The sequence below is a fragment of the Algoriphagus aurantiacus genome (assembly GCF_035156405.1).
GTDB classification, from domain to species: Bacteria; Bacteroidota; Bacteroidia; order Cytophagales; family Cyclobacteriaceae; genus Algoriphagus; species Algoriphagus aurantiacus.
This window is the reverse complement of record NZ_JAXRUT010000007.1, coordinates 194988-214819: the sequence shown is the minus strand read 5'-3', so window position 1 is coordinate 214819 and position 19832 is coordinate 194988. Positions and strand designations below refer to the sequence as shown.

The 19832-nt window shown below is 38.9% G+C and carries 22 protein-coding genes; 17 read left to right on the top strand and 5 right to left on the bottom strand.

The genetic code is table 11. The features are described 5' to 3' along the window. Nucleotides 1-226: 226 nt before the first annotated feature. Genes SYJ56_RS09660 through SYJ56_RS09650 form a run of 3 tightly spaced genes read left to right on the top strand, consistent with a single transcriptional unit; the run spans nucleotide 227 to nucleotide 2086 of the window. Entirely contained in the window at nucleotides 227-1159 is a 933-nt protein-coding gene (locus SYJ56_RS09660; RefSeq protein WP_465038391.1) for a PAS domain-containing protein, read from the top strand. A gap of 26 nt (nucleotides 1160-1185) precedes the next feature. Then, nucleotides 1186-1737 carry a PAS domain-containing protein gene (locus SYJ56_RS09655; RefSeq protein ID WP_323833833.1) on the top strand — a complete coding sequence of 184 codons (552 nt, stop codon included), beginning with the start codon at nucleotides 1186-1188 and terminating at the stop codon, nucleotides 1735-1737. After that, complete coding sequence (locus SYJ56_RS09650; RefSeq protein ID WP_323833832.1) at nucleotides 1712-2086, top strand: response regulator; 375 nt, start codon at nucleotides 1712-1714, stop codon at nucleotides 2084-2086. Before SYJ56_RS09655 ends, SYJ56_RS09650 begins: the two co-directional genes overlap by 26 nt. A gap of 75 nt (nucleotides 2087-2161) precedes the next feature. On the opposite strand, the gene SYJ56_RS09645 is transcribed toward SYJ56_RS09650, so the two are convergent. After that, nucleotides 2162-3592, bottom strand: a complete 1431-nt coding sequence (locus SYJ56_RS09645; protein WP_323833831.1) for an aminotransferase-like domain-containing protein — start codon at nucleotides 3590-3592, stop codon at nucleotides 2162-2164. 102 nt (nucleotides 3593-3694) lie between these two features. On the opposite strand from SYJ56_RS09645, the gene SYJ56_RS09640 reads away from it, so the two are divergent. The 3 genes from SYJ56_RS09640 to SYJ56_RS09630 are packed head-to-tail and all read left to right on the top strand — an operon-like array spanning nucleotide 3695 to nucleotide 5797. Then, on the top strand, nucleotides 3695-4756 hold the full coding sequence (locus SYJ56_RS09640; RefSeq protein WP_323833829.1) for a branched-chain amino acid aminotransferase: 1062 nt from the start codon (nucleotides 3695-3697) through the stop codon (nucleotides 4754-4756). 11 nt (nucleotides 4757-4767) lie between these two features. Next, nucleotides 4768-5211: a DinB family protein gene (locus SYJ56_RS09635; RefSeq protein WP_323833827.1), complete on the top strand. Its 444-nt coding sequence runs from the start codon at nucleotides 4768-4770 to the stop codon at nucleotides 5209-5211. Nucleotides 5212-5251: 40 nt separating this feature from the next. Continuing rightward, a complete protein-coding gene (locus tag SYJ56_RS09630) occupies nucleotides 5252-5797 on the top strand; it encodes a pyridoxamine 5'-phosphate oxidase family protein (RefSeq protein WP_323833825.1) in 546 nt (181 codons plus the stop codon). Nucleotides 5798-5964: 167 nt separating this feature from the next. On the opposite strand, the gene SYJ56_RS09625 is transcribed toward SYJ56_RS09630, so the two are convergent. The 3 genes from SYJ56_RS09625 to SYJ56_RS09615 form a co-directional block, all read right to left on the bottom strand. Continuing rightward, complete coding sequence (locus SYJ56_RS09625; RefSeq protein WP_323833823.1) at nucleotides 5965-6780, bottom strand: hypothetical protein; 816 nt, start codon at nucleotides 6778-6780, stop codon at nucleotides 5965-5967. Between the two features lie 82 nt (nucleotides 6781-6862). Beyond that, nucleotides 6863-8317: an MBOAT family O-acyltransferase gene (locus tag SYJ56_RS09620; RefSeq protein ID WP_323833821.1), complete on the bottom strand. Its 1455-nt coding sequence runs from the start codon at nucleotides 8315-8317 to the stop codon at nucleotides 6863-6865. A 618-nt stretch (nucleotides 8318-8935) separates the two neighbouring features. Next, the gene (locus SYJ56_RS09615; RefSeq protein ID WP_323833819.1) at nucleotides 8936-11485 is read right to left on the bottom strand and encodes a cation-translocating P-type ATPase; all 2550 of its coding nucleotides are present in this window, start codon (nucleotides 11483-11485) and stop codon (nucleotides 8936-8938) included. A 366-nt stretch (nucleotides 11486-11851) separates the two neighbouring features. On the opposite strand from SYJ56_RS09615, the gene SYJ56_RS09610 reads away from it, so the two are divergent. The 7 genes from SYJ56_RS09610 (at nucleotide 11852) to SYJ56_RS09580 (ending at nucleotide 15662) form a co-directional block, all read left to right on the top strand. Further along, nucleotides 11852-12454, top strand: a complete 603-nt coding sequence (locus SYJ56_RS09610; protein WP_323833817.1) for an HD domain-containing protein — start codon at nucleotides 11852-11854, stop codon at nucleotides 12452-12454. A 112-nt stretch (nucleotides 12455-12566) separates the two neighbouring features. After that, a complete protein-coding gene (locus tag SYJ56_RS09605) occupies nucleotides 12567-12944 on the top strand; it encodes a PH domain-containing protein (RefSeq protein WP_323833815.1) in 378 nt (125 codons plus the stop codon). Between the two features lie 275 nt (nucleotides 12945-13219). Further along, on the top strand, nucleotides 13220-13645 hold the full coding sequence (locus SYJ56_RS09600; RefSeq protein ID WP_323833813.1) for a Crp/Fnr family transcriptional regulator: 426 nt from the start codon (nucleotides 13220-13222) through the stop codon (nucleotides 13643-13645). Nucleotides 13646-13712: 67 nt separating this feature from the next. Next, nucleotides 13713-13847, top strand: coding sequence for a hypothetical protein (locus SYJ56_RS09595; RefSeq protein ID WP_323833812.1), 135 nt, complete (start codon nucleotides 13713-13715; stop codon nucleotides 13845-13847). 23 nt (nucleotides 13848-13870) lie between these two features. Continuing rightward, the gene (locus SYJ56_RS09590; RefSeq protein ID WP_323833810.1) at nucleotides 13871-14155 is read left to right on the top strand and encodes a carboxymuconolactone decarboxylase family protein; all 285 of its coding nucleotides are present in this window, start codon (nucleotides 13871-13873) and stop codon (nucleotides 14153-14155) included. Nucleotides 14156-14769: 614 nt separating this feature from the next. Beyond that, on the top strand, nucleotides 14770-15219 hold the full coding sequence (locus SYJ56_RS09585; protein WP_323833808.1) for an Hsp20/alpha crystallin family protein: 450 nt from the start codon (nucleotides 14770-14772) through the stop codon (nucleotides 15217-15219). Nucleotides 15220-15443: 224 nt separating this feature from the next. Continuing rightward, entirely contained in the window at nucleotides 15444-15662 is a 219-nt protein-coding gene (locus tag SYJ56_RS09580) for a hypothetical protein (protein WP_323833806.1), read from the top strand. Nucleotides 15663-15821: 159 nt separating this feature from the next. Here the strand turns inward: SYJ56_RS09580 and SYJ56_RS09575 are convergent, their stop codons facing one another. Further along, entirely contained in the window at nucleotides 15822-15968 is a 147-nt protein-coding gene (locus SYJ56_RS09575; RefSeq protein ID WP_323833805.1) for a lmo0937 family membrane protein, read from the bottom strand. A gap of 573 nt (nucleotides 15969-16541) precedes the next feature. Between SYJ56_RS09575 and SYJ56_RS09570 the strand changes: the two genes are divergently transcribed. The 4 genes from SYJ56_RS09570 to SYJ56_RS09555 are packed head-to-tail and all read left to right on the top strand — an operon-like array spanning nucleotide 16542 to nucleotide 19730. Next, nucleotides 16542-17489 (top strand): acetyl-CoA carboxylase carboxyltransferase subunit alpha, encoded by a 948-nt coding sequence (locus SYJ56_RS09570; RefSeq protein ID WP_323833803.1) that lies wholly within the window; start codon nucleotides 16542-16544, stop codon nucleotides 17487-17489. A 51-nt stretch (nucleotides 17490-17540) separates the two neighbouring features. After that, nucleotides 17541-18380, top strand: coding sequence for an MBL fold metallo-hydrolase (locus SYJ56_RS09565; RefSeq protein ID WP_323833801.1), 840 nt, complete (start codon nucleotides 17541-17543; stop codon nucleotides 18378-18380). Then, nucleotides 18370-19173 carry a patatin-like phospholipase family protein gene (locus SYJ56_RS09560; RefSeq protein WP_323833799.1) on the top strand — a complete coding sequence of 268 codons (804 nt, stop codon included), beginning with the start codon at nucleotides 18370-18372 and terminating at the stop codon, nucleotides 19171-19173. The genes SYJ56_RS09565 and SYJ56_RS09560 overlap by 11 nt, the downstream gene beginning before the upstream one ends. Beyond that, on the top strand, nucleotides 19170-19730 hold the full coding sequence (locus SYJ56_RS09555; RefSeq protein ID WP_323833797.1) for a 1-acyl-sn-glycerol-3-phosphate acyltransferase: 561 nt from the start codon (nucleotides 19170-19172) through the stop codon (nucleotides 19728-19730). The genes SYJ56_RS09560 and SYJ56_RS09555 overlap by 4 nt, the downstream gene beginning before the upstream one ends. Nucleotides 19731-19832: the final 102 nt, after the last annotated feature.

The following is a 19832-nucleotide window of genomic DNA, read 5'->3' as shown; positions in this document are numbered from 1 at the left end:
AGGACTACCCGGACAGGTATGGGAGATTCAGGAAACCTGTGTTTTGGAAAATCTGAAAAATAACGATAGTTTTCTAAGGGCTAAACTAGCCGATTTGGCCAACCTCCAAACAGCAATAGGAATTCCGATTTTGAATAATGAAGAATTCTTAGGCTGTATTGTCTGCCTTTGCTCCAGTCAGAAAAAAGATCTTTTGGCTCAGATAAAATTGCTTACCAATGTAGGTGTGCAGATAGGAGCTGTGGTGAAGCAAAAGATCATCGAAGAACAGTATCGTAGTTTATTTAATATTTCACCTGACCCACATGGGTTACTTGGTTTTGACGGATATCTTAAGAAAATAAACAATGCGTTTGCCAAGCTTTTAGATTATGAAAAGACAGAATTATTTAGCAAATCAATTTTCCATTTTTTACATGAAGAGGATAAGGCCAAGGCACAGGCAAGAATTAAGGAATTGATTGGTGGAGCAGCTCCTAAACCGTTTGAGGCTAGATTCTTGACAAAGGACGGCAACATAAAATGGCTTGTATGGAATGGGACCGTGATACAAGAATCCAAGATCATCATTGCTGTAGCCAAAGATATTACTGAACAAAAAAAGGTAGAAATTGAACTTTGCACCTCCAACAAAAAACTAAAAACTGCGCAAAAAATAGCAAAACTTGGCTATTGGTATAGAGACTTTACCACTGATCTCTCAGAGTGGAGTGAAGAAACATATCATATCTATGGATATACCCCAGACAATTTTGTCCCTACTTTGGACAATGTGACTCAAACTTTCCATCCCGATGATAGATATCTTATCGAAGGTGATCCTAGCGATAAACTTGAGCCTGGTAAAGTCCAAAGCTTTGAGAATCGAATAATCACAGCCTCAAACGAAATCAAGTGGGTTCACCAGGAAATCCGAATGCTGACAGATGAAAATCAGAATCCAATTAGGGTTGAGGGTACAATTCAGGATATTACTGAGAGAAAAGAATATGAATTGCAATTGGCTCTCAGCAATGAACGTTTTCAATTAGCTATAAAGGCCAGCAATGAAATGATCTGGGAAATAAACCACCAGAACCAAATGATAAACCGAAGTCCCGGTTATTGTAAATTAATCAATTACAACGCCAATGAGCCTTNAAGGCCAGCAATGAAATGATCTGGGAAATAAACCACCAGAACCAAATGATAAACCGAAGTCCCGGTTATTGTAAATTAATCAATTACAACGCCAATGAGCCTTTTTCAAAGGAAAATTCCTGGTACAGTGGGATGACTTTCCAAGAAGTGGAAGATGTTTGGAATTCATTTCAGGAAGCTTTGAACAATAAGAAAGAAACCTTTTGGTCAAAAGAGTATAAAGTACTTACCGAAAATGGTTCAACCGCATATTTTGTGGATCGATGTTTTATAGTCAGAGACCAAAAGGGGAGACCCTTACGATCAGTTGGATCGGTTTTGGATGTGACGGCATCCCGTGAACAGCTGGAAAAAATCAAAAAACAGAATGAGAAGCTTCGGGAAATTGCCTGGCTTCAATCCCATGTGATCAGGGCACCACTTGCCAGAATTTTGAGTTTAATTTATCTAATGAAGGAACATGAGGGTGGCGGCAAATCAACAGGGGAAATTTTTGACTTGATTTCTGCTTCAGCAGAAGAGTTGGACAATGTAATTCTTGAAATAATTAACAAGACGGAGGCTGTAAAAGATGGTAGATCAAATTCTGCTTATTGATGATGACCCGGTGATTAACTTCGTACATTCCAAAATAGTCCGGAGGAAGTTACCTGATACCCCATTATTGATTTTTGAAAATGGACTTAAAGCTATGTCCCATTTAAAAAGCAACCCAATGAATTCTTATCTGATTTTTTTAGATCTGAATATGCCGGAGTTGGACGGATGGGGATTTTTAGAAGCGATATCCTTGGAAGCCAAAGATATAGATCTCCAAGTGCATATAGTAACTTCTTCTGTAGACCCAGAAGATAAAATGAAATCAAAAAATTATAACCAAGTATCCTCCTTTTTGGTCAAACCATTGAAAGCGGATGATCTTGAAGACATAACTTTTATCCATTGATCTATAGTGGCGGACTGAAATTCTCAAATATGTACTTCTCCTTTGCAGATGAAGAGGAGCTTTAGGACTATGATGCTATTTATTTAGAATCATTTGTTTTGCAAGATCTCCCAGAGTTTTTAAGGCAAGATCAATCCGCTCATCCCAAGTCATCCCATAACTCAGGCGGATACAGTTACTGTATTGATTTTGTAGGGTAAACATTCTTCCCGGTGCGATTGAGATTTTATAGTTAAGAGCCTGCTGAAACAGGATAGCCGTATCTACTTTGGTATCCAGTTGAATCCAGATCAAAAAACCTCCCGTGGGTCTGCTCACTTTGGTGCCGTCAGGGAAATAGTTTCCTATGGCTTTTAGGTATTGGATGGAATTGGCATGCAACGTCTGTCTCAGTTTCCTTAAATGGTTTTCATATCTTCCTGTTTCCAGAAAGTTCCCGACAGCTTCCTGAACAAGGGTGGTAGAAGATACGGACTGGTAGAGTTTGGTGCTGATTATTTTTTCCTTGAATCTTCCGGGGGCTATCCAGCCAACTCTATAGCCCGGTACCAGCGTTTTGGATAATGATCCGCACCAGAGTACATTCCCGCTTTTATCATAGCTCTTACAGGATTTTGGGCGCTTGTTTCCAAAATAAACGTCCCCGTACAAATCATCTTCTATCAGTGGGACATGATGGTGCTCCAGCATTCTAACCACTGCTTCTTTATGGGAATCAGGCATACAACTTCCTGTGGGGTTATTAAAGTTGCTGACCAGCAAGCAGGCTGCTGCCTTTTGCTTTTTCAGTGTTTCTTCTAGTATGTCAATATCAATTCCTGTATCAGGATGGGTAGGGAGTTCCACCACTTGCAGGCCAAGACTTTGGGCTAGCTGCAAAACGCCAAAGTATACCGGGCTTTCTGTCAGTAGTACATCTCCTTTCTTCGTAATAGACATCAGGCTGTAGGATAATGCTCCCATGCATCCGGGAGTGGTGATCAGATTGTCTTCAGTCAAGGTGCCTTCCCAGGAGATAGAACCTTTGGCTATCTGGTTCCTTAATTTTTGATTCCCTTGGATGCTATCGTACATTATTCCGCTATGAGGCATTTCGCGGATTGCCCGGGTAAGCGACTTGTTGATTTTTGCAATTGGAAGGAGTTTTGGCGTAGGTACTCCGAGCGAAAAGTTCACATTCGTTTCCGTTCCCAAAACCGAAAAAACATCGGCAATCAATTGCTCCGTTTTGTCCGCCCCTTCGTCATGAACAGGCTGGCTGATTTCGGGTATTTCGGGGAATTTATGATGCGAATATGTTACATAATATCCACTCTGGGGACGGGAGGCTATCAGACCTTTTGATTCCAATAGATAATAGGCATTCAAAGCAGTATTCATGCTGACCCCCTGTTCTCTGCAGATTTCACGGACAGAAGGGAGTTTGTCTCCGATTTTAAACACTTGATTTTTGATTTTATGCTCTATGGTCTGGGCTATGCCTTGATAGATAAATTGCTGTGACATACGTCTGAAATTTAAACTGTACTTATCAAAAATAATAAAATTGTATCTGTATTCATTGCTAATCTTTTTTCAGATTTGTTCTACATCAAAACCACTAGAACAATGATTGATTTTACTTCATTACCTGTAACAGAAAATCCAAACTCAGGCCTTGGCGCAGTTGATTTTGACCACATCGTATTTGGCCAAAATCCCACTGACCATATGCTTCAGGCGATTTATAGCAATTCAGAATGGATCGATGCTGAAATTGTGCCCTTTTCTACGATTTCCCTAAGTCCCTTGGCACTCTGTCTGCATTATGGACAGACGGTTTTCGAAGGATTCAAAGCTTATCGTCAGCCAAATGGAGACATCAGTATATTCAGAATGGATAAGCACTATCAGCGAATCAACCGCTCGCTAATTCGTATGGGGATGCCTGAGCTTCCGGCAACTCTGTTTATGCAGGGAATCCGGCAGTTGGTTGATTTGGAAAAAGACTGGATTCCATCCCTGAATGATACTTCACTCTATATCCGTCCCTTTGTATTTGCTTCTGAGCCCAGACTGGGAGTGAAAGGATCCAAAGAATACCGCTTTATGGTGGTGTGTATGCCTATGGGCAAATACTACGAGGGAAATGTCAGCGTCAAAGTAGAGACTGGATTTGTGCGGGCAGTAGAAGGAGGAACCGGAGATGCCAAATGCGGAGGGAATTATGCAGCGGCGATCCTTCCGACCCAGCTAGCAAATCAACAGGGGTATGATCAATTGATCTGGACAGATGGAATTCATCATGAATACATGGAGGAATCCGGCACGATGAATCTTATGTTTGTAATTGATGGAACACTGGTCACGCCTTCTTTGTCAGGAAGTATTCTGGAAGGGATTACCCGGGATTCGATCTTGACCATAGCACGGGACTTGGGTATTCCTGTAGAAGAGCGGAAAATCAGTTACCGGGAGTTGATTGCTGCTTTTGAAGAGGGGAAGAAAATCGAAGCATTCGGAGTAGGGACTGCGGCAGTATTTTCTCCCATAGAAAAGATTGGGATTATTGGTCATGATTATTTCCCTTCGGTTCAGAATAACAGTCTTTTTATTACCTTGAAAAAACAATTGCAGGACATCAGAACAGGGCTTGCTCCTGACCGTTACGGTTGGAATGAAATTATATAGTAGATGTAGTTATGAAAGAATTTTTAAAGGAGTTTTTCGAATACAATTATCAGATAAACAAGGAATTGGATAAGCAGTTTAAGTCGTATGATTATCAGCTGGACCCTGAGCTTTGCAGACTTGCCAATCATATCTTAAATGCCCAACAAGTCTGGATAGACCGGATCAATCAGTACAAAACTCAAATAAAGCCTTGGGACGATTTTCCAATTGCATCCTTTTCGGAAAGAAATGAGAGACTCAATGAAGAAGTCAAGAAGGTGTTAGAAAGTAAGGATGTAGAGGAAATAATTTCATATCAGAATTTTGCCGGAGTCAGGTTTGAAAGCAAGATCCTGGATGTGTTGATTCATCTGGTTAATCATTCCACCTATCACCGTGGACAGATTGCCCTATTGATGCGGAAATTGGGTATGGAACCTATTAGTTCTGATTATATCCATTTTAAACGATAATTTACAGCTATTCAGCAAGATCAATTAAACTATAACTCAAATGGGGAAAAAACTGGATTCCATAACGCAGGAATTGAAGGAATTTATAGAAAACCAAAAAATCTTCTTTGTAGGTACTGCTGCCGATGAAGGTAGAGTAAATATTTCCCCGAAGGGTACGGACTCATTTCGGGTTGTTGACACTAATAAAATAATTTGGCTCAATTTGACTGGAAGCGGAAATGAGACTGCAGCACATTTACTTAGAAATAATAGAATGACTGTTATGTTCTGTGCATTTGAAGGCAAGCCACTAATTCTACGATTATACGGTCAGGCACAAATCTATCATAAGCGAGACATGAGGTTTCACGAGTACATAGATTTGTTCCCTGAAAATACCGGTTCGCGCCAAATCATAGAGATGGAGGTGGACTTGGTTCAAACTTCCTGCGGTTTTGCTGTGCCATTCATGGATTTCAAGGAAGAGAGAAATACCTTAAATGCATGGTCTTCTAAGCAAGGAACTGAGGGGATTGAAAACTATTGGGACAATAAAAATAGGGTAAGTATTGATGGATTTGAAACTAAAATTCTTCAGGATTGATTTTAGCGAGCGCATATTTAGCAAAAATGGGGACTAGTAAAGAGAGAAGGTTAATGAACCATAGCTTTGAAGCTAACACCCCCGAAATAGATACTTACTGCGGACTGAAACCACTTTAGAATCAGATACTAAGCTTCAACATCCCATACGTCGGTAAGACTCTATTTTCAAAGAACAACTTTATCTTCCAAACTATCGAACAAAATTTTTGCAAATTTTTCTCCGCCATCTCTATCTAAATGATCCATGTCTCTAAACAAGTAATCCTGTTCCAGGAAAAGACTATCGAAATCAACAATAGGTAGATTATTGTTTATCAATACACTATCTGCATCATAGCTTTCATTGTCCAAAATATCAACATAAGTTTTGGTCAATGGAAACCTAAGTCCTATTAACTCAATATCTTCTGCCTTACAAATAGATATAATCCTGCGTAAGGAATTTGACATTTTTACTGAGGGAAAAGAAAATTCAAAGTAATTATCTATTCGATCTTGACTTATTTCTACTTGTTCTACAAAGGACAAATCCTCCCAAGAACTTTTAGATCTAACACCACCCCACTTTGAAAAATTAAACAATTCATACTGTATGAAATTCTTTATAACCAAACTGTACCTATCATTCAAAAAAACGCAATAGTATTGAAGGTACTTATCATGAATGAATTCTTGATAGCTTGGGAAATCTCCTTTTTCAGTATAATATGCTGATCTATCCAAATTGTTTTGATTTTCTCTTGTTGGTGAAAGTGTGTGGTCATCTACACTGATATAGATTTTTTTCACAGTGGTATTTCGTATAAGATATTTCAGCTTACGTTCCATATCAAGATAAGAATCGCTTTGACCTGAGAAATTATGAACATCATGGATTTCAGTAAAATCACCCAGAGGGGTGCCATGAGAATCCGCAAGTAAGTATTCTGAATATCCTAAATCAACTTCATCATAATCTTTTATATAAAAACCTCTAATCAAAAAGAATAATAAAAAATTTAGCGCCAATAATAATAAAAGAAAAACAGAAACTTGTTTGAGAAACAGCTTTATCATCATACTATTAAAATTGGAAATAAATAAATTCGATTTCTTCAGAAGTATTCCCGAATATATTGATCATCAAGATAATCAAGGAATAAATGGACCACCTGTATGCTTTACTCGGGATTGAGTGTACACCAGAAATCCCATATTGACCAAATCTACCTTTCCATTCTACCATAATAAAGCCAATTAGTAATATCAATAAGGTAATTGCTCCAGGGAATATTGAGAAATCAGGGAATTCAAATAACTTTTTCGAAAAAATCCCAACAATGTAGCTTAATGCATGGCTCATATTCTCAGCCCTAAAAAATATCCAAGCAAATACGGTTAATGAAAAAGTCCCTAGAATAGAAAACAATTCCCTGAAACTCGGAAATTTTTCCTCCAATGCTACTGTCTCGAGATGTTTTCTGTTTTTACCTCTCAACAATAAAGGAATAAAATAAATAGCATTCAGAGCACCCCAAACTATAAAAGTCCAGTTTGCACCATGCCAAAAACCACTGATCAGGAATATGATGAAAACGTTTCTTATTTGTTGTCCTTTACTTCCTTTACTACCGCCCAATGGGATGTATAAATAATCTCTAAACCAGGTAGAAAGAGAAATATGCCAACGGCGCCAAAATTCCGCCATATCCCTAGAGAAATAAGGAAATGCAAAATTCTGCATTAAACTGAATCCAAATAACCTTGAAGTTCCAATTGCGATATCAGAATAGCCAGAAAAATCTCCATAAATCTGAAAAGCAAAAAATACTGCTCCTAGCAATAAAGTACTTCCTTCATAATCAGAAGAGTTATTGAATATTGTATTTGCGAATTCTGCGCAATTATCTGCAATCACAATTTTCTTAAATAATCCCCATAAAATCTGTCGCAATCCATCGGTAGCTTGTAAATAATCAAACTTTCTCCGTTCAAAAAACTGGGGAAGTAAATTGGTTGCTCTCTCTATCGGCCCAGCAACAAGCTGAGGAAAAAAACTAACGAAAGCTGAAAACGCTACCAAATCCTTCGTAGCCCTAATTTTTTTTCTATATACATCTATAGAGTAACTCATAGTTTGGAATGTATAAAAGCTAATTCCAACAGGCAAAATAATATTCAGGGTATTTGCTTGTATCGGCATACCCATAAATGTGAAAGCAGTGATAAAATTATCTAGAAAGAAATTATAGTATTTAAAAAAACCAAGGAAACCAATATTAACTAGAAGACTAAAAACCAAAAGATTCTTGCGTTTGAAGTGATCTTCAACTTCATTCAATTGTATCCCTACAATATAGTCAACTAAAGTACTGAAAGCTATCAGAGCCAAAAACCTCCAATCCCACCAGCCATAAAAAAAATAACTAGCTAATACAATTAAAAAATTTTGGGACTTCAGGCTATTTCTAAAGACAAACCAATATAAAAGAAATACTATTGGTAGGAAGACTGCAAAGTCAAGTGAATTGAAAAGCATAAGTGACAGAGGTTATTCCTGTATTGAACAATAAATTACCACTAATACTAAACAACAAACATCCATACAAATCACTTCTCTAAAATATATAACCAAAACAACAGCTTTTCATGATATTTAATTTTTATAAACAAGCATTCTGAAAGAAACTATTCTCCAGATAAACGTACGTGAAAGCCTTTGCATATAGGTTTTTTTTATACATCATATTCTAGCAAGACTTTCTTTTCATTCTGCAGATTTTGCACATATTCCGATGTGAATTTTCCGCGAAGTTGCTTTTCGGTAAGCCTTTTCCGTTCTATGTCTGGGGAGTCAACTCATTAAACGGATTTTTGAAGGTTTGTCATCTTCATTCTTCACCTAATCTTCACTGTCCACAAATTCGATGATTTTGTAGTTGCCATATTGTTATTGCTTCGATTGAGAGAATGCGAATATGAAGAAGAGAAAGCTTAAAAAATATTTTTTTACAGTTTTTTTAAAAGGTGCTTCAATTAATTTAAGAATACTAACTGCACGTATGCACTTTGATCAATGCTAGATGACTTATAACCTCAATTTTCACCAAACTAAGTAATGATTCATGTGTGTCGGTTATCCGCTTCTGTCTAAGGTCTATTTCAGCATTTTCTTCACCCATTTTTCAGCCTCTACCGCATGGAATACCACTAATCCCATTCCTATGCTAAAACCTAGTTCGGCCCAGGTCAAAGGAGAAGTGTGGAACATTTCATTGAGAAAAGGAACATAGATCACTGCCAACTGCAATAGCAGCGTAATCAGAATGGAAATCACCAAAGTGGGATTGCTGAATATCCCTATTTGGAATAAGAACCATCTATCGCTTCGAATTCCCATCACATGTCCAAGTTGGGAAAATGCCAGCACAGTAAATACCATGGTCTGCCAATGCCAGTCGTTTCTGATTGCCCAATATTGAGTAAACAAGGCTACGGCAGCCATCAAAATTCCGACCCAAATGATATGAAAACCGACCCCGTCGGCAAACAGGTTTTGTTGGGGTGGTCTGGGAGGACGGTTCATAATGTCCTTTTCTGCTTTTTCTCCAGCCAGAGCCAAAGCCGGGACACCATCAGTTACCAAATTGATCCAGAGGATATGGATAGGCAAAAGTGGAACCGGTAAACCCAAAAATGGAGCAATGGCTATAATACATATTTCGGCGCCATTGCAGGTCATGATATACTTGACAAACTTCCGGATATTGTCAAAAATTCTACGACCTTCCCGGATGGCCTTGACGATGGTGGCAAAGTTGTCATCCAGCAAAATCATCGCAGCAGCTTCTTTGCTCACGTCGGTTCCCGTGATTCCCATTGCCACTCCGATAGTACTGCTTCGCAAAGATGGAGCGTCATTAACCCCATCTCCAGTCATGGCTACATAGTGTCCTTTTCCCAGTAGGGCCTGTACGATTTTGAGCTTTTGATCTGGAGAGACACGCGCATAGACAGCGATGGACTCGACCTGATTTTCAAATTCCACATCGGACAATTCCTTTAGTTCAGTACCGGTGATGGCTTTTCTTTCTTTTTCTAGAATTCCCACTTGTCTGGCAATGGCTTTTGCAGTTTCGGGGTGGTCACCTGTGATCATGACCGGAGTGATTCCGGCATTTCTACATTCTTGTATGGCCTGAATGGCTTCCTCTCTAGGGGGATCTATCATTCCGCAGATCCCTAAAAAGTCCAAGTCCTGCTCCAGTTGGTTCCAGCTACTCTTGGGAGGTAAGGTAGGGATTACTTTTCCTGCAAAAGCTAAAACCCGTTGACCTTGGCTTGCCCAATCCTCCACCAATTGGGGGATTTTTTCCAGATGGTTTTCCTTAGTCAAACAATCGTCTACAGCTTCAAAAGCACCTTTGCAAAGAATCAGTACCTCATCCCCAAACTGATGAAATGTACTCATTCGCTTTCTTTCCGAATCGAATGGGATTTCACCTATCCTAGGAAATTGTTCCTCGAGTTTTCGGTAGCTGGATTCGCCTAATTTTTCCCAGATCCAATGAACTAACGCCAGTTCTGTGGCTTCTCCGACAAAATCTCCCTCCTGGTCTTTTTTGGCATCATGGTTAAGCGCCATAGCCACATCCAAATCGGTCTGATCTGGAGAAAATTGATTTTCAGAGTCAGATTCTGTCTGAATGACCGTCATTTGGTTTTTGGTCAACGTACCGGTCTTGTCTGTACAGATATAGGTAATGGAACCCAGACTTTCCACAGCAGGAAGCTTCCGGATGAGGGACTCTTGTTTGGCAAGTCTAGCCGCACCCAAGGAAAGGGCTATGGTAATCAAAGCTGGAAGTGCCTCGGGAATCGCTGCCACAGCCAAACTCACAGAGAGCAACAATAAGGGAACCGCTTCCTCTCCCCGCAGTAAACCCAAACCAAAAATAATCCCGCAAATTAGCAGTATCAGGTAGGAAATGGTCTTTCCAAATTTCTCCATCTTTTGCTGAAGGGGAGTTTTAGGAATTTCTCCCTGGAGCATATCGGCAATTTTTCCGAGCTGGGTTTCCATTCCGGTTTTGAGAACGATAGCTGTAGCCCGTCCATGGGTGGCCAACGTGCCCTTGAATAGATGATGGGACTTTTCTAGCTCCAAATCCAAATCGATTTGCTGGGGTAGGGAGGTCTTTTCCACAGGAACCGATTCCCCCGTGAGGCTAGCTTCATCTACTGTGAGTGCTACCTCCTCCAGTAGCTGCATATCAGCAGGAATCATACTGCCTGCTTCGAGATAAACAAGGTCTCCCGGAACCAGTTCATGAGACGGGATTTTTTTTATTTCCCCTTTTCTTTTTACCTGAGCCTGGATTTCACTCATTTTTTTGAGTGACTCCATGGCTTTTTCGGCTCTGAATTCCTGAGTGAAACCCAAAACAGCATTCAATACCACAATTACCAGGATAATAATTGCATCTGTCCATTCCCCGGCGATCCCGGAGATAATGGCTGCGGCCATCAATACTCCGATCATAAAGTCTTTAAACTGATAAAGAAAGAGAAGCCAGGCAGGTTTTTTCTTTTTCTCGGTTAATGCATTGGGCCCAAACTCTTCCATCCTTTGACGGGCTTCGGAGTCTGAAATGCCGGTTTTCAAAAATTCTTGAATCTCGGAGGATGATTGCGGAAAAAGGTCCATAGAAATGGGATTTGTCTTTCCACTCAAATTAGAAAAAAGACAGGAGAAAGATCTAGGGAAACAATTCTTTCTCTGGAGTAGAAGTAACCGATTGCCAACTTTGTTTTCTCGGGATCGATTATCACATGCAGCACACTTCAGTATTGGAATGATTTTGTGCAAAACATAGCATAGCATAGAAGCCAAATACACACTTCGAAATGTTCAAAATCCAATAGAAATTGGCGAATTTATGTTCCCATTCCTTGAGGCTAAGAAATAGGCTACCTGATCTAAAACCAAATGGGTTAATCCTAGTGGAGATTGATTAAAAAGGCTATTTTGATGGTCGTATAAGGATTCAATTTCTTAAAAAATTATAGAAGAATGCAGACTGACATTTTAATCAAACAAATAGCTTTCATAAAAGAAATTGACAAGCTCAAGTACATTCAACGGAAAACTAAACTATTCAACAGCGAGAGACACGAAAATGATGCGGAACATAGTTGGCATTTAGCGATGATGACAATTGTTTTGGCTGAACATTCGGACAAACCCATAGATATTCTCAAAGTCTTGAAAATGGTTTTAATCCACGACATTGTGGAAATTGATGCAGGTGACACATTCATTTACGACGCTACAAAAAACCATTCAAATACCGATGAAGAACTTATTGCAGCCAAACGAATTTTTGGGCTTTTACCCTCAGAACAAGCAGAGGAATTTATAGCAATTTGGAAAGAATTTGAAAATGGTATCACTGATGAAGCGAAGTTTGCAAAATCCATGGACAGATTTGAGCCACTTCTACAAAATACTTCAAATAATGGTGGGACTTGGTCTGAATTTAACGTACCGTATCAAAAAGTATATGACAAGAAAAAAGCTATTAAAAATGGTTCGACATCAATTTGGAACTACGCAGAGAATTTGATCAATGAAAGTGTGGACAAGGGAATTCTAATAAAAGAAGCTGTTAAATAGAGATAAAACTGTGACCACTCTGGGTTCACAACTTAGGTTAAAAATAAACGCAGCAAGGGAGACAATTTGCTACGCAATCTTATATAATCAATTAATCAAAAATATTATTCAAATGGGCTTAATCAATAAAATACTGGGAAATGCTAGTGAGGTCTCTGTAGAGAAGTTGACAGAGAAGTATGGAAGATTGCTTGCTGAGGGAGAGCAGATCGAATTGGGGTTTAAATTGATCCGGGATACATTTATGTTTACCAATAAACGCCTCATTGTGATCGATGTGCAGGGACTCACGGGAAGCAAAGTGGAGTACAAGTCTATGCCTTATAAGAGCATTTCTAGATTTTCTCTGGAGACAGCAGGGACTTTTGATTTAGATGCCGAATTAAAGATCTGGATTTCCAGCGAGAATATACCTTCCGTCAGTAAGCGTTTCAATAAAAGCATCGATGTGTACGAAGTGCAGAAATATCTGGCTAGTAAGGTGATGTAGATGAGCAGAAGTACTATAGATCAATTTAGAAGAGCCATGCATCTTTATATGATGGCTCCCCCAGAACTGCTTGGTTCCAGTTCCGAGATTTTAATCAAAGGGAAAAACAGCGATTTGATAAACTGCTATGAACGACCTATTAAAAGCCCATTTAGATAAATTTATTTTGATTACGGATGAAGAATTTCTGGAAATATCGTCCTATTTTAAAGTGCTTTTCGTTTCCAAAAAAAAATCTCTTAAGGGAAGGACAGGCATGTAAATCCAATTTTTTTGTGTGTAAGGGGATTCTGCGCAAATTTTTTGTCAACGAAAAGGGTGTGGAACAGACTACAGAATTTGCTATTGAAAACTGGTGGCTGACGGATACTTTTTCTTATTTGAATGAGACTAAAACTAATTTTTACATTCAGGCAGTGGAAAATGTCGAAGTGATGGTAATTTACCGAGATGACTATGATAAACTCTTAGAGGCTCATCCAAAACTGGAGAAATACTTTCGCTGTGTTTACCAAAAAGCCTTTGCAGCAAGTCAAATGAGGATTAAGTTTCTGTATGACTATTCTAGGGAAGAACTTTACCATCATTTCAGTAAAAGCCAACCTGAATTTTTACAGCGGGTTCCCCAATATCTGATTGCATCCTATCTGAATTTTACTCCCGAATATCTAAGCGAAATCAGGAGAAAAAGTATTTCTTAAACCAGATTAATTTTTGACGGGTTTCTGAATCTCAACTTTGGGTTATCAAAATTTAAACCTAAAAGTAATGGAAAAACGAATCAACATCAATGAAATAGCACCACAGGCATATAAGGCTATGCTTGGACTAGAAGGCTATTTGGCTAAAACTGAGATTTCAAAATCATTAAAAGATCTGATTAAATCCGGGCATCCCAAATAAGCAACTGTGCTTACTGTATAGCAATGCATACGAAAGAAGCTCTTAAAAACGGCGAGACTGCCAATAGGATATTTCTTATCAGTGCCTGGAGAGAAGCTGTAGGTTATTTCTCTGAGGAAGAGCAAACTGTTTTGGAGATGGTCGAGGAAATCACCCAAATTTATCATCAAGGATTAACTGAAGAGACTTATGATAAAGCATCGAGGCTATTCACTGAAGTCCAGCTTGCTGACCTCATTATGACTATTGTCACGATTAATGCCTGGAACAGAATTGCCGTAAGTACACACTTGCAAATTGAGGAATAACTAGTGCCTTTGAGAATAAAGGAAATTAAGAAAGGGGCCAGGGGGTATTGTAAGTTTACCCATAGCAGTATAAAAACATTAATCTGTAAGCATTTTTAGACTGAGTCATCTACTCATAATCCCTCTTTGACAGAAGTATTTTTCACGACTAGTATATTTGCTGAAGTGGGAGTTGATATCATCTTGGCAAAAAAATATAGAGTTGACTATCTAGCGTAAATCTCAGACTTTGTTTGGTCGCCGTTGGTGTTCCTTCGAACGGCTTAAATTGCCTCAATTAATTATGACTGGCGCTAACCTAATTACAGTCATCTATATTTATTTGACATGATAATTAAAAAAGCAATTATCATTTACCGGAAGAATCAGAACAAACTCCTCAGCATAAAAAAAGAACATTCTTTTAAGGAGTGATTCTTAAAACTAACATTTTTTCAGTGATAAACTGACAAAATTCACATGAATTCGAATTGGCATTTGACTTGTTTTATGCCTCTTAGAATCGCGATTCTTTTGTTAGTAGCCTGATTCGAAAGTCTTGAATAAAATCAGGATGTTTGAAACAGGGCGTTTACTTGTTTAACTATTAAAAATGTAAAGCAATGAACACATTAATGAAAAAAAGCAGTTTGAGCCCGGCCATGACCTTGTTCGAAGATTTTCCGGGCAGAGGTTTGTTTGATTGGCTTGATACTTCCGGCATAGGACGAACAACTGATAGCTACACGTTACCCCGGGTAAACATATCAGAAACAGGGAATGATTTCCGGGTAGAAATGGCAGTTCCCGGTATGAAAAAAGAAGATTTTAAGGTGGAGCTCGATAATAACACCTTAACCATTCAAGCTGAAGTATCCGAAAATTCGGAGGATCATAATCACGAAAGTGTAGGCTATACTCGCAAAGAGTTCAGCTATCGTGCCTTTACAAGATCTTTTTACTTGCCAAATACAGTGGAGAATGACAAAATTGAGGCAAAGTATCAAGATGGTATTCTCCGGCTGGTAATTCCAAAGCGGGAAGAAGCAAAGAAAAAACCTATTAGGACAATTCAAATTCACTAACTAAGTGCGGGCAGCCTTTAAGCCGGTTGCCTGTACTTTTTTTAAATACCTTTTAGATTAAACTTTCCAGAGTGAGTGATACCCACACTAGTGTATCCTAGAAAAGATGTGTTTTATGCCATCTAAGCCTACTTTAAAAGTAGGTCTTTATAAAGTTTCAGGGGAACATCCCTATTGTAGGCGAAAGTTTGTGTGAATGATTTGTAACGAAAAGTAGTGTAAAGATGAATAAGAGTTCTTTTCTGAATTACTATAAAACTATACTCGAAAAAGTAAGCTTTGATCAAAAGCTACTTGTGAAAGAATATTGGAAAGCAAAACAACTGCTTGAGAATTCTGAAGCAAAGGATCTTGATTATTGGTTGCAGAGTAAGGGGCTTGCCCGCAAATTGATTCATACTTCGCTTGATCAAAATCAAGACAGGATCAGTAATTTCGAGTGATTTTTCCTTTTATGCGAATCCTGAAATATTTGCAAAGGTAGGAATACCGAGAGCGGTAATCATTGGTGATGGAAAATACCCTAACTCAGCTAAATATCTGGTTTTAAGGTGTCTCCAATTGTGGATTATGATATACCAAGGAAGTGCAAACTAAAAGCTCTATCTACCACCAATCAGTTTGAAAATAATAGCTACTAGAGCAAAAACTAAAAGTATATGTATAAGGCCTGTTACACTGTAGATAAAGACGCCGACTACCCAGCTTATTAAAAGAATTACCGCTATTAGATATAATATTGAACTCATGATTTTAGTGGTTTAATGGATTTGAATGTTTGATATAATATTAGCGCCGAAATTCAATCCTAATGCCATCTAGCCAAAAACCCCCTAAGGAATTGGATAAGGCTCTTTACTGAAAAATTCACCAGATATCCAGAGCTTATTGGGGAATTTTTATCCCATTGCGGGAATTAAAATAATGGGATTCAGTAGTCTGATTCCAAATTCAATTTGTACGACTAAAGCCGGTTCTTATTCAACCAGTTATGCGTCACAATGCTTCTAATGGGCTTGAGGAGGCTTAATTTTCACCAGTTTTTATTAGGCCTTGTGAAATCTGTGGTTTAAGCGAGCGGAAATATTGCTGTAAGCTTAGCGAAGCCGTAAATTCTCAAGTAGACTGAATGATAAGCGTTGAATAAAAGTTTGGAACTTAATGAATAGGTCCTTTTTTGCGAGTCTTCTGATCGAAGAAATTCAGGACTTTTGTTTTAGGTGTTTTCTGAGTTCATCAATATTTATACATTAGGCTCCTCATTAAATATTTTCATTACCAAGGGTATATGCTTATCTTTGTTTTTCCCAAAAATCACCAGAATGGTATTAGAATTCGAAAAACCTATAGCTGATTTAGAACAAAAACTTCAGGAAATGAAGGAGTTGGCTACCGGCAGAAATATCGATTTAAGTTCAGATATTGAATCCCTTGAAGATAAAATTCTTGCTTTGAAAAAAGAAACTTTTCAAAATCTGACCCGCTGGCAGCGAGTTCAGCTTTCTCGGCATGCCGACAGACCTTATGCGCTGGATTATATCTATGAGATGACAAATGATTTTGTCGAATTGCATGGAGACAGAAATGTAGCAGATGACAAGGCGATGGTAGGAGGTTTAGGAGATTTGGACGGACGATCAGTGATGTTTGTTGGGCAGCAGAAAGGTAGAAACACCAAACAACGCCAACTGAGAAACTTTGGGATGGCAAATCCTGAAGGCTATAGAAAGGCTCTTCGCCTTATGAAAATGGCCGAGAAGTTTGGTAAGCCAATTGTTACATTGATTGATACTCCAGGTGCGTTTCCAGGTTTGGAAGCAGAGGAAAGAGGCCAAGGTGAAGCAATTGCCCGAAACATTCGCGATATGTTTATGCTCAAAGTGCCTGTGATCTGCATCATCATTGGTGAAGGTGCTTCAGGAGGAGCTTTGGGTATTGCGATAGGTGATCGTGTGATGATGCTGGAGAATTCCTGGTATTCAGTTATCTCTCCGGAAAATTGTTCTACTATTCTTTGGAGAAGCTGGGATTACAAAGAGCAGGCTGCAGAGTCATTGAAGTTGACTGCCATTGACATGAAAGGCAATGGATTGGTAGATGGGATTATTCCAGAACCACTGGGAGGAGCGCATAGAAATATGAAAAAAATGGCTATTACTCTTAAGGAAGCAATTCTACAAGCCTTGAAAGAATTAGATAAAATCAAACCGGAGAAAAGAATAGAACAACGCATCGACAAGTTTTGCTCGATGGGTGTAGTAGTTGAGTAAAATATTTTAAGCCCGGATTTCTTACAAAGTCCGGGATTTTTCTTTCAAATCATGGAATTACACATTGTCAATACTGGGTTTTTCAAACTGGACGGAGGAGCCATGTTTGGAGTTGTGCCCAAAACGCTTTGGTCCCGTACAAATCAGGCAGACGAAAACAACCTTTGTATATGGGCAATGAGATCTCTGCTCGCAGTAGAAGGGAATAGAATCGTATTAATTGACAATGGAATAGGAGATAAGCAGGATGCAAAGTTTTTCTCCCACTACTATCTTCACGGAGATGCTTCATTAGAGAAAAGTTTGAAGAACCTAGGGGTTAGCACTCATCAGATTACTGATAACTTTCTAACGCATTTGCATTTTGACCACTGTGGAGGCGGAGTGAAGTATGGTTCACACGGACAATATGAAATGACTTTCCCAAGAGCTAAGTATTGGTCAAACAAAGATCATTGGCAATGGGCAACTGTCCCTAACCCAAGAGAGAAAGCTTCTTTTCTGGAAGAGAATATTCTTCCCATGCAGGAACTGGGTCAATTGGAATATTTGGATTTAGATAAGAAATCATTTCTTCAAGGTTTTGACTTCATTACAGTTGACGGGCATACAGATAAGCAAATGCTTCCCAAGATCCAGTATAAAGGAAAAACCGTGGTATTTGTAGCCGATTTACTACCATCTGTGGGACATATTCCCTTGCCTTATGTGATGGGTTATGATACTCGTCCACTTCTTACGATGGATGAAAAAGCCAAGTTCTTGGAGGAAGCAGCTCGTGAGGAATATATTTTATTTCTAGAGCATGATCCAGTGAATGAGTGTTGCACCGTGAAAATGACTGACAAAGGAGTTCGGTTGGATCAAACATTCAGGCTGGATGAAATCTAAGTTGAAAATAGGAATAGCACTTTCGGGTGGAGGTGTGCGAGGGATTGCTCATTTGGGTGTTTTGAAAGCGCTCACGGAGTCAGGTATTTATCCTACAAATATCTCAGGAACGTCAGCTGGCGCTATAGTAGGAGCAATGTTCTGTCAAGGTTATACGCCTGAAGAAATCCTTAAAATCATTGTAGAGACGAATTACTTCAAGTTTTTGAGGCCTGCAATTTCTTTGACGGGATTTCTGAAAATGGATTCTGTAGGTAGTCTATTTAAGCTCTACCTGGATCACGATAATTTTTCAAACTTGCAGATTCCTTTGACTGTAGCTGCCACAGATATTAAAAAAGGCAAAGTCCGTTATTATTCAGAAGGGGAATTGATTCGGCCAATAATGGCTTCTTCCTGCATTCCTGGGATGTTTGACCCTGTAGTCATAGGAAACAGATACCTGGTAGATGGAGGAGTGCTTAACAATTTACCTGTTGAGCCGCTGGACGGGATTTGCGATTTTGTGATTGGTGTGAATTGCAATCAACTTCCAGAAGAAACCAATATAAGCAATATGAAAAAGCTGATCGAGAGGTCAGTAATCATGGCGATGAATTATAACGTGTACAGCCGAAAATCTAAATGTGACTATTTTATCGAGCCTCCAGGATTGGGAAGATATGGCGTTTTTGATATTAAAAAGGCTTCTGAATTATTTGGTGTGGGGTATGATCACACGATGAATTATATTGAAAACAATCCTTCGATTTTGGAATTAGCTCGGAAAAGTAATAAATCTGTTAAAGCATGATGAAGTTTCTGTCGCGTATTGTGTTTTGGGTTTCAGGCTGGTCTTTGAATAATAGCTGGCCCGAGGGATTAAAGAAAGCTGTACTTATCGCTATTCCTCATACTTCTAATTGGGATATTCTTTATGCCAGGGCTGCTTTTTTTTTGATGGATATTCCTGTGCGATTTACCATCAAAAAAGAAGTCATGGTAGGGCCTTTAGGCTGGTTGCTTCGAGGACTTGGTGCTATCGCTATAGATAGAAAACGTATTCCGGGAGGTAGGAAACAGACCTACACAGAATCTATGGTTTCTATGCTGAAAGAGCGTGATGAGCTAGTAGTCATGGTAACGCCGGAAGGAACTAGAAGTCAGGTAAAAAAATGGAAATCAGGATTTTATCAGATAGCACTTGGAGCAAATGTCCCTATAATTGTAGGCTATCTTGACTATAAGAAAAAAGTAGCTGGGATCGGCCCTTGTATCTATCCAGACGGGAATATGGATGCACAAATCGAAGAGCTAAAAGTATTCGGAAGAACCGTGACGGCAAGGCATCCTGAGAAGGGGATTCTATAATTAAGCTTTTGAATTTAACTTTTTATAATAATAATTAAGTTCATAACTAGCTACTCTTCAATTAACTTTCACTTCGGAAGTAATTTTTAAGAGGGCCTTTAA

Coding starts and splice junctions, on each gene's coding strand:
- SYJ56_RS09610 (WP_323833817.1), top strand. CDS start 11,852: ATGCAGACTGACATTTTAATCAAACAAATAGCTTTCATAAAAGAAATT.
- SYJ56_RS09570 (WP_323833803.1), top strand. CDS start 16,542: ATGGTATTAGAATTCGAAAAACCTATAGCTGATTTAGAACAAAAACTT.
- SYJ56_RS09575 (WP_323833805.1), bottom strand. CDS start 15,968: ATGAGTTCAATATTATATCTAATAGCGGTAATTCTTTTAATAAGCTGG.
- SYJ56_RS09640 (WP_323833829.1), top strand. CDS start 3,695: ATGATTGATTTTACTTCATTACCTGTAACAGAAAATCCAAACTCAGGC.
- SYJ56_RS09630 (WP_323833825.1), top strand. CDS start 5,252: ATGGGGAAAAAACTGGATTCCATAACGCAGGAATTGAAGGAATTTATA.
- SYJ56_RS09620 (WP_323833821.1), bottom strand. CDS start 8,317: ATGCTTTTCAATTCACTTGACTTTGCAGTCTTCCTACCAATAGTATTT.
- SYJ56_RS09585 (WP_323833808.1), top strand. CDS start 14,770: ATGAAAAAAAGCAGTTTGAGCCCGGCCATGACCTTGTTCGAAGATTTT.
- SYJ56_RS09580 (WP_323833806.1), top strand. CDS start 15,444: ATGAATAAGAGTTCTTTTCTGAATTACTATAAAACTATACTCGAAAAA.
- SYJ56_RS09605 (WP_323833815.1), top strand. CDS start 12,567: ATGGGCTTAATCAATAAAATACTGGGAAATGCTAGTGAGGTCTCTGTA.
- SYJ56_RS09635 (WP_323833827.1), top strand. CDS start 4,768: ATGAAAGAATTTTTAAAGGAGTTTTTCGAATACAATTATCAGATAAAC.
- SYJ56_RS09590 (WP_323833810.1), top strand. CDS start 13,871: ATGCATACGAAAGAAGCTCTTAAAAACGGCGAGACTGCCAATAGGATA.
- SYJ56_RS09615 (WP_323833819.1), bottom strand. CDS start 11,485: ATGGACCTTTTTCCGCAATCATCCTCCGAGATTCAAGAATTTTTGAAA.
- SYJ56_RS09560 (WP_323833799.1), top strand. CDS start 18,370: ATGAAATCTAAGTTGAAAATAGGAATAGCACTTTCGGGTGGAGGTGTG.
- SYJ56_RS09655 (WP_323833833.1), top strand. CDS start 1,186: ATGATAAACCGAAGTCCCGGTTATTGTAAATTAATCAATTACAACGCC.
- SYJ56_RS09595 (WP_323833812.1), top strand. CDS start 13,713: ATGGAAAAACGAATCAACATCAATGAAATAGCACCACAGGCATATAAG.
- SYJ56_RS09555 (WP_323833797.1), top strand. CDS start 19,170: ATGATGAAGTTTCTGTCGCGTATTGTGTTTTGGGTTTCAGGCTGGTCT.
- SYJ56_RS09565 (WP_323833801.1), top strand. CDS start 17,541: ATGGAATTACACATTGTCAATACTGGGTTTTTCAAACTGGACGGAGGA.
- SYJ56_RS09650 (WP_323833832.1), top strand. CDS start 1,712: ATGGTAGATCAAATTCTGCTTATTGATGATGACCCGGTGATTAACTTC.
- SYJ56_RS09645 (WP_323833831.1), bottom strand. CDS start 3,592: ATGTCACAGCAATTTATCTATCAAGGCATAGCCCAGACCATAGAGCAT.